Here is a 13,861-nt window from a genome sequence, read left to right as displayed (position 1 = left end):
GGCGGGCGATCACGTCCCGCGCCCGCCGCGCGGCGGCGAAGACAGCAAGGGGAGGTCAGCCAGCACCTGGCTTGTCGTCTGCCGAGCAAGGTGAAGCGCCGCGCACACGATGCCGGCGTCGGAGCCGGCTCGCCCCCGCCGCAGTGGCGGTAAACTTGCGCCTGGCCGGCCGACGAGATCGGCCCAGCGCAGGTTTCCACCGGACACAGACGCATTGAATGCCAAACGCCAAGCCGGTCCAACCGGCACTACCCATTCACAGTGGCTGGCGATCGAGCGAGCCGCGGCGGCGGAATTGCAGCGCCGTACCGGCGAGGCGCACGCGACGATCCTCGAACTGCTTCGGCGCCATGCCAAGGATTTCAGCCCGAGGCAGATCGCCGGGCTCCAGCGGCGATTGCGCAAAGGTGTCAAGCGCTAGGCGTGGGGAGCCCGAGCCGATCGGCGCGGAAGAGTCGCGCCATGAGTGGATCGTCGAGTTACAGCGGTGCCTCGCCGGCCCGCGCTGCCGTGCCCACCGCTCCAGATCCCGCGCCTGGCGCGGCATGGATCTGGATAGCGCCTCAGCCGCTGTCCCGCTGCACGCGCGCCCGATAGTCGTGCACGTTGTCGCCACCGATGCGCCGCGCCTGTGTTCCCGTCACCGTGCCGACCTTGCTGTCCGAGCCGGTCACCGGCGTCGCCTCGACGCTGGTCTCGCGCTCGAAGGCGTGCGACTTGTCGGTGTTGCGGTAGTACCGGTACAGCGCCCAGTACAGCGCGCTGGCGCCTGCCGGGCCGGCCAGCAGCAGCCATAGGCCATTGTCGTCGCTCATGAGGTGGTCACCACGATCCAGAGTGCCAAGGCTTCGATGACGCTGCCGGCGGTGAGCGCGGCCAGCAGCAGTTTCCACTGCTGCACCGGCACGCTGCCCATGGTCTCGCCGGTGCGGCCGTTCACCGCGATGTAGTGCAGCATGCCGCCGTTGCGGCCGGGCTGGTGGTACGAATACAGCCACACCGGCAAGTACATCGACACCCAGCGCGTGCCGTGGACCTCCAGCCGCTCCTGCTCCCAGCGCACGCCGCGGTCGTAGCGGTCGACGGAGTCTTCGACCTGGGCACGGGCGATCGACAGCAACTGGTCCTCCACGCGCGGCCGCAACTGCTCGATGTCGAGGTTGCGCTTCTCCGAGGTGAAGCCCGCCAGGTACGACGCGTTCCACTTCACCGCGTTCTTGGTGTCGAACGGCAGGATCGTGTTGATGATGTTGTTGGTGTTGGCCCGCGTGTCCAGGTTGCCGCGGTCGGAGGACGATTCCAGCGGCAGGTCGTCCACGGTGAAATCCACGTGCCGCTCCACCTGGTACACATCGGCATCGTAGTAGGTCTGCTTGTTCTTTTCGGTGCCGCGGGTGTACTCGCGCGTCTTGATCTCGCCCTTGCCGGCCACGCTGGCGCTCACGTTGCTGTCGACGATCATGTAGGGCAGGTAGACGCCGACGACGTTCTCCGGCGTGAACTGCTCCTTGAACGCCTTCAACGCGAACAGGCGCCGCTTGTCCACGAACTGGCGGATGCGCGCGACCGCATCGTCCTTGCCGATATGGAACGGCAGCACCGCATCGGGCACCGCGCCGTTGGCGATCTGCTCGTTGACGCCGAACACATGGCGGCACCAGTGGCAGCGTGCGGTCATCGTGCTTTCGGTGTTGATCGTGACCTCGGCGCCGCAACCGGTGCACTTGAAGCTCATCAGGCTGGCGGCGTCGGCGGCGATGTCGCGCGCGCCGGACGCAATGACCGTGCCGCGCAGCGCGCCGATGCCGTCGCCGAATCCGAATGCCTCCTCGACCCGCGCGCCGTGCCATTCGTTGCGGCAGTACTGGCAGACCAGCAGGTCGGTGCCGAGCTTGGGCCGGATGTCGGTGGCGCCGCATTTCGGGCAGCGATTGAGGCCATCCCTGAGCTCGGCGGCGGCGGTGTCGATGGCCAGCGGATCGGGGGCCTGCACTTCGTCGCGGATCGGGCCGGGCAGGGTGGCCGGATCGATCGGAAAGCCGCCCGGCAGGGGCGGCACGTCCTGCGGCGAGCCCGGGCCACTCACCGGCGCCGCCGGCAACGGCGGCGGCATCGGTGGCAACGGCGGAGGCGTCGTTCTGGAGTCGGACATGGTCTGGGCGCGTCCGCGGTTACAGGCCCAGTGCCTTGGCCTTGGCCGCGTCGTAGTCGCCTTGGGTGATCAGGCCGAGGTCCAGCATCTCCTTGGCCTTCTTCAGCTTGGCGACCGCGTCGTCGGCGGCCGGTGCGGCGGGCGCGACCGGCTGCTGCAGGCCGCCGACGCCGCCGACCATGCCCGTGGCCATGCCGACCCCGACCAGGCCCGCGGCGCCGCCGTTCTCACCGGCCGATTGGATGCCCTGGGCGACGCTCGCCTGCAGATTGGAGTTGCCGCGCGCGCCGGCCAGCGCGTCGGCGCGCTGCACGGTCTTGAGCAGTTCCCGCGTGTTCGCGTCGTACTCGATCGACACGATCGCGGTCTTGACGATGGCCAGGCCGCGGTCGGAACGCCACTGGTACGCCTGCTCGACCGCATCGGACAGGCTCTTGGCGAAGCCGAGCGAATCCTGCTGCAGCTTGGTGATGCGGTTGCCCTTGCCCGGGTCGTTCGTGTACAGGCTGAAGGCTGGCGCGAGCGAGCCCACCACCTCGTTGAACAGCTGGTTGGCGGCGGAATTTTCCAGATCGGTGAAATCGAACACCTGGCCCGGCTGCAGGTAGCGGGCCGGGACGAAGTTCTTCACGAACAGGATCGGGTCGACGATCTTCAGCGTGTAGGAGCCGCGCGTCACCGCGCCGACCTGGGTGCCGAGAAAGCCGTCGTCCCAGTAGATCTCGGACTGCGTGCCGAAGCGATTCTCGGGCAGTTCCTTCAGCGACACGAAGAACGCGGCCTGCTGCGAACCCGGCTGGCCGCCGAACTTGAAGCGCTCCCAGCTCTGCCGGATCAGCGGCGCGACCAGGCCGTCGCCGGCGAAGATCGACTGCGAGTTCGGATCGTCGGAGCGCCATTCGTAGCCGCCCGGCTCGGCGACGAATCCGGTGATCGCACCGTCCTGCATCAGCAGCAGGCCGTAGCCTTCGGGAACGACGATCTTCGAGCCGTTGCTGATGATGTTGGAAGAGGCGCCGGTGTTCGAACCCCGCCCGGCATTGGTGCCGCGCGGGACCGCGGCGAACAGCGCCGCCGTCGACGGCAGGCCTGCCGGCACGGTGTAGAAGTCTTTCCACTGGTCGGCGAGAACGCCGCCCACCGCACCCGCCACCGCCTGTACGAGACCCATGACAACTCCCTTTGATTCTTGTGGACGGGTACCGTACCCATCGTGCCGCCGGACTATATCAGCAGCGGGCCGGGCGTGAAGCGCGAGCCTTGTCGATCCCGCCTACCGTTGGAGCTAGGCTCGGCACACGGGCGGCGGTCCAAAAACAAAGCCCCGCCGGAGCGGGGCCTTGTTACGGTTCTACCTCGTCCGGGCGCCGACCGGCATGCCGGCCGGTGTCGGCCTCAGGGCAGGTCGCACTTGAGTTTCGCGTCCACGTAGTAGGGCTTGGGAACATCCGGGTTCTGGCTGGTCTTCTCGAACACGACCTCGAACGAGTCCAGATTCGGCGTGCCCTTGCGTTCCGTGCAGGCGTCCTGCAGCTTCTTTTTCACCGCCGCGATACCGGCATCGCGATTGGCGCCATCGGCGCTGTTGGTCAGGTTGGCGACCTCGGCGAACGCGGGCGAACTCATGCCCAGCAGGCATCCGGCGAACATGAGAGCGTGCAGTGTCTTCATGGAATCTCCTTGTTTGAATGTCCGTAAGCGTCTGGTGGCGTGCTCTGTGCCGCACGGAATGTCGTGGACGCAGTTGGCGTCATCCAGCGCGCCGCTAGGATAGGAGGAGGTGGTTAAGGCTTCGTGCTGATCGCGCGATTCGCCTTGGAGCACGCACGCAAGGGATGTGCGCACCGAACCGCCCCAGTTCGGCAGAGCAAGCGGGTGAGCGACGGATCACCCATGCAAGGGCCTCGATCGCCGTCAATTTTCAGAGACGGCGACCGCGACGACGGCCGATGTCAGGCCGAGAAATCCACGACCGTCTTGCCGAGCTGCGGCTGGGTCCGGTTACGTTCGATCGCCGCAGGCAGGTCGTCGAACTGCACCACGGCGCCGATCTTGGACTGCAGGCGCCCCTGCGCCACGTCCTCGGCGATCGCCTGCAGCCGCGCGGCATCGGGCGTGTTGATGAACCACAGGCCGCGGCGCCCGGCCGGCGTGCTCGACAGGATCGCTGGCGATACGGTGCTGACGATGGCGCCGTCTTCGGCAAGCACCGACCACGAGCGGTTCAGCACTTCGCCACCGACGTAGTCGAGCACCAGATCGATGTCGGTCACCGAACGCTCGAACTGCGTCTGGTCGTAGGCGATGACGTGGTCCGCACCCAGGCTGCGGACATAGTCGGCCTGGCTGGCCAGGGCGGTGGCGTAGACCACGGCGCCCGCCTGGCGCGCGTACTGCACCGCGAACCCGCCCAGACCGCCGGCCGCGCCGTGGATCAGGATGCGCTGCCCGGCACGGATGGGGCCGGCGAAGTGCAGGCTCTGCCACCCGGCCACCGAAGCGACCGGCAGCGCCGCCGCTTCCACGAAACTCAGGGCGTCGGGGATCAGGCTGAGATTGGCCTCGTTGACCGCGACCAGTTCGGCGTAGGCGCCCAGGCCGCCGAGCGGCCCCATCACGCGATCGCCCTTGCGCAGTCGGGTGACGTTCGCGCCGACGGCCTCGACGACGCCGGCCAGTTCGATGCCCAGGACGGTCGGCAGTTGCAGCGGAAACGCGTCGCGGACGTAGCCTTCCCGCACCTTCCAGTCCAGTCCGTTGATGCCGGCGGCCTGGACCCGCACCAGCACCTGGCCGGCTGCGGCGGTCGGCGCTTCGGTCGATGCGATCCTGGCCGCGTCGGCGCCGCCGTATTCGATGAGAAGCAAGGCACGGATGGTGTTCATCAGAAACTCCTTGAGGGTTTGGTTGCGGACGACCAAACGATAGGTGGTTTCAAATCCAAAACGAAGATCATAATATGTAGATATTCCGTATCAAATGTGAGACACATGGACCTCAACGCGCTCGAGGACTTTCAATTGGTGGCGGCCCACGGCGGCTTCGGCAAGGCGAGCCGGGCGAGTGGGCGCTCCAAGGCCACGCTTTCGCGCCGCGTCGCCGATCTCGAGGAAGCGCTGGGCATTCGGCTCATCGAGCGGGGCTCGCACAGCCTGGAACTGACCGAAGCCGGCCAACTGCTGCTGAGCAGAACGGAAGGGCCGATGCGCGAGGTGGCCGAAGCGGCGGCGGCGGCGCGCGACGGCATCGCAACGCCGCAGGGGCGGCTGCGGATCGCGGCGCCGAACCTGTTCTCGCAGTTGGCGTTGGGGCGCATCGCGGCCCAGTTCGTGGCGCGCTATCCCGACGTGCAGATCGAAGCGGTGGCCGCGGATCGTGTCGTCGACCTGGTCGAGGAGCACTTCGATGCCGCCATCCGTATCAATCCGCGCAAGGACAGCAACCTGGTCGGCCGCTGCTTTGCCAGGGACAGGATGGTGCTTGCCGCAGCGCCCTCGGTGCAGATGCCGACCGGCGCGCGCGACACGCCGTTCCGGGTGCCGGCCGCGGTCATGCCGAGCTATCGCGACGGCGATGTGTGGAGCGTTCGCAATGGCCAGTTCAGCGTCGAGCCGCAGCCGATCCTGCGCCTGTCCTCGCTGCTGATGATCCGCGACGCGATTGCCGCCGGTGCCGGCGTGGCGATGCTGCCGCAGTCGATCATCGGCAGCCTGCTGGAAAAAGGCGAACTGGTGACCTGGGGCATCGTCGGCGACGAAGTCGAACTCTGGGTTCTGCACACCTCGCGACGCCTGCAGAGTCCGAAGGTCCGGGCATTCGTGGAGTTCATGTGCGACCAGTATCCAGGCGGGTCGTTCACCATTCCGATGCGATGAATCGGAATTAGGTGGCTAGCAGCTGGCTTCAACGCGACGTGGCGGGAATTCTGGCTGGGTATCGAGGGTAGGGCTGGCCATGGCTCTCGCCATCGCAGACGCCGGTCGTTCCCCGGCGATGGAGCGCGCTCGGCATGCGGCGCTCCGCACCCCGGTACAACCGCCGGAAATGACGTCCTGGGTGCAGGCGTGGGCAATGCGGTAAGTCGCTTGTAAGTCGCGGCGCCAGAGAATGGCCGCGTTCCCACCCCCACAAGGCACGCTTCGATGCGCAAGTCCCTCGCCCTCCTCATGCTGACGTCGCCGACGATCGGCATGGCCCAGAACAGCACGACCGCGGATCTGTTGCAGGAGGTCGACGACGACCGCTGGAGCATCGGCGTCGGCGCCAATGCGCGGCAGAGCACGTACGCAGGCGAGGGCACACGGATCAGGCCGTTTCCGCTAGTGACGTTCGAAGGCGAGCGGATCTTCTGGAATGGGTTGTCGGCGGGCGTGCATGTCCTCGAGACCGACCGGATCGGCATCGACCTGATGATCGCCGGGCGATTCGATGGCTTCGACATCGCGGATCTTGGCCAGCGCGAACTCGTTGCCAATGGGCTGAATCCAGCGTTGTTGGAAGACCGCGACGATGCACTCGACGCAGGCATCGCGATCCGCTGGTTCGGGCGCGCCGGGCAATTGAAGCTGCGTGCGCTGGCGGACGTCACCGACACCAGCGGGGGCCAGGAAGTGACGCTGGACTATGGGTATGCTTTACAGTGGGGAAAGACCACGGTGGTGCCCGGCGCGTCGGTGACGTGGATGTCCAAGGACATCGTGCAGTACTACTACGGAATCACCGACAAGGAGGTGGCGCGTGGCGTGGCGGCGTATGCGCCAGGTGCCGCGGTGGTGCCGCAGGTCAATCTCGGGTTCCAGCGCTCATTGGGTGAGAAATGGAAAGTGATCGGCGCGGTGAATTACCAGTTCCTGCCCAGCGAAATCACCGACAGCCCGTTGTCGGAGCCGGACACCGATGGCAGCGCGGGCGTGCGGATCGGCATCACCCGCAGCTTCTGAACATGAGGGGCGCATGGCGGTGACAGTGGCATCGGACACCATCCACAACCGGGTTGCGCTGGTGGAAGACCATCTGCGCCTGGCCGGCCTGGTGACCCGGGGGTTGCAGGCGGCAGGCATCGCGGTCGATCACTATCGCAGCCTCGAGGCCGGGTGCCACGCTGTGCGGGACCGGCCGTACGCGGTGGTCATCGTCGACCGTGGCCTGCCCGACGGCGACGGCCTGGAACTGGTGAGGCGGCTGCGTGGCGGCGGCGACCAGACCCCCTGCCTGATGCTGACCGCGCGCGATGCATTGCGCGACCGCGTGGACGGCCTGGACGCGGGTGCGGACGACTACCTGGCCAAACCGTTCGCGTTGGACGAGCTTGCTGCGCGGGTGCGGGCGTTGATGCGCCGCACGCCGCAGCTGCAGCTGTCGCAGCCGGCGTTCGGCGACCTGACCGTGGAGCCGCAGCACAGCGCGATGCGCTGCGGCGAGCAGACGGCGACGCTGTCGTCCTCGGAGTTGCAGATCGTCATCGCCCTGGTACGCGCAGGCGGCCGCACCGTGCGCCGCGACACGCTGGAACTCGCCGCCTGGGGCGTCTCCGAGGCGGTCACGCCCAATGCGCTGGATGTGGCCATTCACCGCCTGCGCAAGAAGCTGACGGCGCTGCGCTCGTGCGTGAGCGTTGCGAACATGCGCAACCAGGGTTTCTCGTTGAGCACGCCGGATGCGCCTGCATAGCCTGTCTGCGCGCCTGCTGGCCGCAGCGGTGGCCGGCCTGATCGCCGCGACCGCGGTGGGTGCGGCGGTGCTGGGCCTGCAGATGTGGCCGGACGACCCCACGCGCATCCTCCGCGCCGAGCTGGCCGAAGAGGTGCAGCACATCGCCGAGGGCATGGGCGTGGATGGTGCCGGCCAGGTGACGGTACGGCTGAGCGACAGCAACGCGGCGATCTACGATGCGATGCCGCGCGACGCCGCCTACGAGGTGCAGGATGCACGCGGTCGTCCGCTGGCACACAGCCCCAATGGCCCAGCGCTGCGCGCCCTGCGTGCGATGGCGCCCGATGCGAAGGTGCTGCATGTCGACGTCCGTGGACGCAGTCTTGCGTTGGAAGTCGCCCAGGTGGGCATCGCCCACGCGGGCGTTCCATTCACCGTGCGCGTGGCGCGCAGCCACCGTCTGGTGACCACCTTGCAGCACCACGCCGGCGAGCTGTATCTGCGGGCGCTGCTGCTCACCACCGCGGTGGCATTGCTGATCTTCGTGGCGGTGGTCTATCTGACCGTCACGCGCATGCTGCGCCCGATCCGCGCGGTCTCCGACGCCGCCGCGGCGATCGGCCCGCGCAACCTCGCCGCACGCTTGCGCGGCGACAGCCTGCCCGCCGAACTGCGCCCGCTGATCGCGGCGTTCAACACGACGCTGGACAGGCTGCAAGCCGGATTCCAGGTGCAACAGCAGTTTCTGGCCGCGGCCGCCCATGAACTCAAGACGCCACTGGCGCTGCTGCAAGGCGAGATCGAACTGGGCGGCGCCGCCAATCGCGAGCTGCTGCTGCGCGACACCGCGCTGATGGCCAGGCAGGTCCACCAGTTGCTGCAGTTGGCGGAGGTCAGCGAAGGACACAACTTCCGCTTCTCCAGCATCGCGCCGGACGCCGTGCTCGAGGATGCGGTGCGCTACCTGCAACGCCTGGGCCAGCAGCATGCGGTCAGCGTGGTCTTCCGGCAGGGCATGGCGACGAGCGCCAACGTGGAAGCCGACAGCGCCGCATTGTTCGTGCTGGCCAAGAACCTGCTGGAAAACGCGATCCTGCATAGCCCGCGAGGGGGCGTGGTGGTCTTGGCGCTGCATGCGAACGGGTTTAGCGTGCAGGACCAGGGCAGCGGAGTGGCGCTGGGCGACCGGCCACACCTGTTTGCGCGGTTCTGGCGGGCGCGTACCGATGAGCGCGAGGGCGCCGGCCTGGGTCTGTCGATCTGCGCGGAGATCTGCGGCGCGCACGGCTGGCGTGTCGCGCTGGCCGATGCCGGTGACGCTGGCGGTGCGCGCTTTGAGGTCGTGTTCGACGCCACCGCGGAGTTGCGCCCGTGAGGGAGAACACAGGCGAGACGCAGGCGGCGTTGCAGTCGCTGGTCCTGGAGTTGGCGCGGCTGATCGACCCTGCACCTGGGTGCGCCGAACACTGGTTCGGCGCCGACCCCATCGATGCACTGGGCGGGCGTACCGCCGCGCAGATGATCGCCGACGGCCATGGCATCGCCGTGCTGAGCTTTCTGGTCCGCGTCGCGCATCTGCAAGCGGCGGTGCCGATCGTCGCCGGCCTGCATTCCGCCCGCGTGCCGTCGACAAACGCCGCGTCCCGTAAGTAGCGGGTAAGCGCCGGCACACCACAGTACCTGCTGCGCAGCGCTCGCCATCCCGGCGCGCCGCGACACTGGTGTGGACATTGAACATGAAACGGGACGAGATCTCCGCTTTGGTGGCACGGCTCCACTTCGACGCGCATCCGCCTGTACTGGCCAGGCGCCTCGGCGGCCGGGCGAGGGTGGCCGTGCTGGCGCTGATCGCGCTGCTGGCGGGCGTGGCGGGATGGGCGGTTGGGACGTTCGGACATGGCAGGGCGGCCGAAGCGGCAAGCGTTGCCGACGCCGCGCTACCGGGAATGCTCAGCATCACCACCGCAACGACGCGGCAATTGCAGTGGCAGGAGCAGATCCTGGCCTCGGGTGCGATCGTGCCGTGGCAGGAGGCGTCGTTGGCGTCGCCGCTGAGCGGCTTGCGAGTGGCCAGCGTCGAGGTCGACGTGGGCGATCTGGTCGGCAAGGGCCAGGTGCTGGCCAGGCTGGACGACGCGGTATTGCGCGCCGACGTCCTGCGCCTGCGCGCCGCCCTGGCGCAGGCGCAGGCGCTGCACGCGCAGGCCCGGCGCGACGGCGAACGCGCGGTCGCGCTGCGCGCGAGCAAGTTTCTCAGCGAGCAGGCCATCCTGCAGGCGACCACGCGCGTGGACACGGCCGCCGCCGACGTGCGCGTGGCACAGGCGGCGCTGGCCGCCAAGCGGATCGACCTTGCCAACACCGTGCTGCGCGCGCCCGACGCGGGCGTGATCAGCGCCCGCGCCGCCACGCCCGGTGGCGTGCCGCAGGACGGCGAGGCGTTGTTCACCTTGATTCGCCAGCATCGGCTGGAGTGGCGGGGCGAGGTGACGGCCGCGCAGCTTTCGACGATCGCCAAAGGCCAAGTGGTCCGCCTGACGCTTGCCGATGGCAGCCATGCCGAGGCGCTGGTACGCCAGACCTCGCCGGTGCTCGGCAGCGATTCGCGCCTGGGGCTGGTCTACGCGGACATCCGCAGCGGCTCCACTGCGCGGGCCGGGATGTACGTGGAAGGGCGCATCGGTGGCGAGACGACACCGGCGATGGCGCTGCCGGCGGCCTCGGTCGTGGTACGCGACGGACGCAGTTGCGTGTTCGTGCTCCAGGCCTTGGGTGCCCGCCACAAGGTGGCGTTGCGCGAGGTGACGGTGCGGCGGCGCCAGGGGGCGCTGGTGGAGATCGTGGCCGGCGTGTCGGCCGATGATGTCGTGGCGCACGAAGGCGCCGCCTTCCTGGCCGACGGCGACCAGGTGCGGATCGTGCCGGCATCGGGCGCTGCAACGCAGGCCGGCGCGGGTAAGGCCGGTTCGCCGTGAGCGCGGCGACCTGGCCCATCCGCCACCCCACCCCGGTGGTGCTGTTGTTCCTGCTGCTGGCGCTGGCTGGCTGGGTCGGCTTCCGCAACCTCCCGGTGCAGGATCTTCCCGAGATCGACCTGCCCACCATCAACATCGCGCTGGTGCAGCCTGGCGGTTCGCCGCTGCAACTGGAAAGCGAGGTCGCCCGCCCGGTGGAGGACGCGCTCACCGGACTGGTCGGCCTGCGCCATGTGCGCAGCACCGTGTTCAACGGCATGGTGCGGGTGAGCGCCCAGTTCGAGATCGGCAAGCCGTTGCAGGAGGCGTTGACCGAGACCAAGGAGGCGGTCGACCGCATGCGCTCGACCTTGCCGTCCACCGTGCTGCCGCCGTCGGTCAGCGCGGAACTGCTGGGGAGCAGCCCGATCCTGGGTTACGCCGTGCAGGCGAAGGAGATGGACGAGCAGCAATTGTCCTGGTTCGTCGACGACGTTCTCGCCAAGACCTTGCGGGTGCTTCCAGGCGTCGGCCGGGTGGCGCGGGTGGGAGGAGTCGAGCGCGAAGTGCGCGTCGAGCTCGACCCTGCGCGCATGGCGGCGCTCGATGTCAGCGCCGCCGAAGTCTCCCGTGCCATCGGCCGTGTGCAGCAGCAAGCCTCTGGCGGTACCGCGCGCCTCGGCGAACAGACGCAGGCGTTGCGCACGGTGGCGACAGTGCAGCAGGCGCGCGAACTGGAACGGTTGCCGATCCCATTGGCGGATGGACGCTGGCTGCGGCTGGAACAGGTGGCACGCGTCGTGGACGGTCCGCGCGATCGCAGCAGCGCCGCGCTGCTCGATGGCAAAGCGGTGGTCGGGATGGACATCTATCGTGCGCGTGGACGCGACGAAACCCGGGTGGCGGCGGCGGTGGAGCAGGCCCTGTCCGAACTGGCACAGCGTTACCCGGAGGTGGTGGTGACGCGGGTGGCGGGCAGCGTCGACTACACGCAGGAACAGTTCGACGGCTCGATGCAGCTGTTGCTGGAAGGTGCGCTGCTGGCCGTGCTGGTGGTGTGGTGGTTCTTGCGCGACTGGCGCGCCACCGCGGTGGCGGCGATGGCGCTGCCGTTGTCGATCCTGCCCACCTTCGCGCTGATGCCATGGCTGGGCTTTTCTCTCAACACATTGACGTTGCTTGCGCTTGCGGTGGTCGCCGGCATCCTGGTCGACGATGCGATCGTCGAGATCGAGAACATCGAACGCCACCGGCGGCTGGGCAAGCCTTTGCGCGAGGCCACCGCCGATGCGGTGTCGGAAATCGCGGTGGCGGTGATCGCCACGACGCTCACGCTGGTGGCGGTGTTCCTGCCGACCGCGCTCATGCCGGGCATCTCCGGCCTGTTGTTCGCACAGTTCGGCTGGACGACCGTGATCGCGGTGCTCGCCTCGCTGCTGGTCGCGCGCTTGCTGACACCGTTGTTGGCGGTGCATTGGCTGGCCGACGCGCCCGCCGTGCATTGCCAGGAAAGCGCATGGGTCACCTGGTACCGTGCGCGAGTGGCGTGGTGCCTGCAGCACCGCGCCGCGACGCTGCTGCTGGCCGCGGCGATGCTGGTTGCATCGCTGGCCTTGCTGCCGCTGATCCCCACCGGTTTCATCCCGCCGGCGGAGCAGGGCTATGTGCAGATCGGCGTGGAGTCGCCGCCGGGAACGTCGCTGGAGCGCTCCACCGCCATGGCCGAGCGGGTGCGCCAGGCGGTGGCGGATCTGCCCGGCGTCGTGCAGGTGTTCACCAGCATCGGCGGCACCGAAGGCGACGCCGGCATGTCGGTGTCCGAGACGCGCAGGGCGGTGCTGACCATCACCTTGGCCAAGCGCGGCCAGCGCCCACCGCAGCCTGCGCTCGAGCAGCAGATCCGCGACCGGCTGGCCACGCTGCCCGGCGCGCGCGTGACGGTCGGCGGCAACGCGCCCGGGGGCGAGGTCGCGCTCATCCTGGCGAGCAACGATCCCCACCTGCTGGCCGCCACGGCGCGTTCGCTGGAGCGCGAAATGCGTGGCGTGCGCGGACTGGCCAACGTGACATCCTCCGCCAGCCTCGAGCAGCCGGAGCTGGTGGTGCGCCCGATGCTGGGCCTTGCGGTGGAGCGGGGCGTGGAAACCCAGGCCCTGGCCGACACCGTGCGCATCGCGCTGGGAGGCGATTACGACACCGACCTGCCCAGGCTGACGCTCGACAGCCGCCAGCTGCTGATCCGCACCCAACTGCCGCAGGCCGCGCGCAGCGACCTCGACACGCTCACCCAGTTGCGCGTGCCGGGGCGGCACGGCCCGGTGCCGCTGGGCAGCGTGGCGAGCGTGGCGATGGAGAGCGGGCCGTACCAGTTGGAGCGGTTCGACCGCCAGCGCTACGTCACGCTCAGCGCGAGCCTGGGCGGGCTTGCGCTCGGACAGGCCAACGCCGCCATCGCCGCACTGCCCACCAGCCAAGCCATGCCCAAGGCGGTCACGCGGATCGAGACCGGCGATGCCGAACTGGCCGCGGAAATGGCAGGCGGGCTGATCGGCGCCATCGCCGCCGGTATCGTCTGCATGTACTGCGTGTTGGTGCTGTTGTTCAAGGACGCGTTCCAGCCGATCACCATTCTGTCGGCGGTGCCGCTGTCACTGGGTGGCGCATTCGCGGCCTTGCTGCTGAGCTCGATGGAGCTCAACGTGCCGAGCATGATCGGCCTGATCATGTTGATGGGCATCGTGACCAAGAACTCCATCCTGCTGGTGGACCATGCCGAGCAGGCGTTGCGCAACGGCCAGGCCTCTTCCCCGTCGCAGGCGATCGCCGAGGCCGCCGCGCACCGCGCACGCCCGATCGTGATGACCTCGCTGGCGATGATCGCCGGCATGTTGCCGATCGCGCTTGGACTGGGCGCCGACGCGAGCTTCCGGCAGCCGATGGCGATCACCGTGATCGGCGGGTTGGTAACCTCGACGGTCCTCAGCCTGCTGGTGGTGCCGGTGTTGTTCGTCAGCATCGCCGAGCTGCGCCGACGCGTGGTGGCGATAATGGGCAACGCTCGCCGCGGCGGCGCATCTGCGTGACGGCCGCGCCAGGAACGGCC

At 68.6% G+C, this 13,861-nt stretch carries 13 protein-coding genes; 8 read left to right on the top strand and 5 right to left on the bottom strand.

The genetic code is table 11. The annotated features are described in order from the left end of the window. The first annotated feature begins 214 nt into the window (after positions 1–214). Entirely contained in the window at positions 215–421 is a 207-nt protein-coding gene (locus tag VDQ83_RS03160) for a hypothetical protein (RefSeq protein ID WP_455433824.1), read from the top strand. A 142-nt stretch (positions 422–563) separates the two neighbouring features. On the opposite strand, the gene VDQ83_RS03155 is transcribed toward VDQ83_RS03160, so the two are convergent. The 5 genes from VDQ83_RS03155 to VDQ83_RS03135 all read right to left on the bottom strand — a co-directional run bounded on the left by VDQ83_RS03155 (position 564) and on the right by VDQ83_RS03135 (position 5,037). Beyond that, positions 564–815: a hypothetical protein gene (locus VDQ83_RS03155; RefSeq protein WP_263394589.1), complete on the bottom strand. Its 252-nt coding sequence runs from the start codon at positions 813–815 to the stop codon at positions 564–566. Further along, positions 812–2,152 carry a TFIIB-type zinc ribbon-containing protein gene (locus tag VDQ83_RS03150; RefSeq protein ID WP_263394588.1) on the bottom strand — a complete coding sequence of 447 codons (1,341 nt, stop codon included), beginning with the start codon at positions 2,150–2,152 and terminating at the stop codon, positions 812–814. Before VDQ83_RS03150 ends, VDQ83_RS03155 begins: the two co-directional genes overlap by 4 nt. A 19-nt stretch (positions 2,153–2,171) precedes the next feature. Then, positions 2,172–3,323: an SPFH domain-containing protein gene (locus VDQ83_RS03145; RefSeq protein WP_455433823.1), complete on the bottom strand. Its 1,152-nt coding sequence runs from the start codon at positions 3,321–3,323 to the stop codon at positions 2,172–2,174. Positions 3,324–3,547: 224 nt separating this feature from the next. Continuing rightward, positions 3,548–3,823 carry a hypothetical protein gene (locus VDQ83_RS03140; RefSeq protein WP_455433822.1) on the bottom strand — a complete coding sequence of 92 codons (276 nt, stop codon included), beginning with the start codon at positions 3,821–3,823 and terminating at the stop codon, positions 3,548–3,550. Positions 3,824–4,104: 281 nt separating this feature from the next. Then, the gene (locus VDQ83_RS03135) at positions 4,105–5,037 is read right to left on the bottom strand and encodes an NADP-dependent oxidoreductase (RefSeq protein WP_455433821.1); all 933 of its coding nucleotides are present in this window, start codon (positions 5,035–5,037) and stop codon (positions 4,105–4,107) included. A 105-nt stretch (positions 5,038–5,142) separates the two neighbouring features. Between VDQ83_RS03135 and VDQ83_RS03130 the strand changes: the two genes are divergently transcribed. The 7 genes from VDQ83_RS03130 (at position 5,143) to VDQ83_RS03100 (ending at position 13,841) form a co-directional block, all read left to right on the top strand. Beyond that, complete coding sequence (locus VDQ83_RS03130) at positions 5,143–6,027, top strand: LysR family transcriptional regulator (RefSeq protein ID WP_455433820.1); 885 nt, start codon at positions 5,143–5,145, stop codon at positions 6,025–6,027. A gap of 267 nt (positions 6,028–6,294) precedes the next feature. Continuing rightward, entirely contained in the window at positions 6,295–7,092 is a 798-nt protein-coding gene (locus VDQ83_RS03125; protein WP_455433819.1) for a MipA/OmpV family protein, read from the top strand. Continuing rightward, entirely contained in the window at positions 7,049–7,822 is a 774-nt protein-coding gene (locus VDQ83_RS03120; RefSeq protein ID WP_455433818.1) for a response regulator transcription factor, read from the top strand. The genes VDQ83_RS03125 and VDQ83_RS03120 overlap by 44 nt, the downstream gene beginning before the upstream one ends. Continuing rightward, positions 7,809–9,179: a sensor histidine kinase gene (locus VDQ83_RS03115; protein ID WP_455433817.1), complete on the top strand. Its 1,371-nt coding sequence runs from the start codon at positions 7,809–7,811 to the stop codon at positions 9,177–9,179. Before VDQ83_RS03120 ends, VDQ83_RS03115 begins: the two co-directional genes overlap by 14 nt. A gap of 29 nt (positions 9,180–9,208) precedes the next feature. Then, positions 9,209–9,457, top strand: coding sequence for a hypothetical protein (locus tag VDQ83_RS03110; protein WP_455433816.1), 249 nt, complete (start codon positions 9,209–9,211; stop codon positions 9,455–9,457). An 83-nt stretch (positions 9,458–9,540) separates the two neighbouring features. Then, complete coding sequence (locus VDQ83_RS03105; protein ID WP_455433815.1) at positions 9,541–10,779, top strand: efflux RND transporter periplasmic adaptor subunit; 1,239 nt, start codon at positions 9,541–9,543, stop codon at positions 10,777–10,779. Next, positions 10,776–13,841 (top strand): efflux RND transporter permease subunit, encoded by a 3,066-nt coding sequence (locus tag VDQ83_RS03100; RefSeq protein ID WP_455433814.1) that lies wholly within the window; start codon positions 10,776–10,778, stop codon positions 13,839–13,841. The genes VDQ83_RS03105 and VDQ83_RS03100 overlap by 4 nt, the downstream gene beginning before the upstream one ends. The last annotated feature ends 20 nt before the right edge of the window (positions 13,842–13,861 follow it).

The organism is Xanthomonas sp. WHRI 7945 (assembly GCF_035026585.1).
This window is presented reverse-complemented; position numbering and strand designations above follow the sequence as displayed.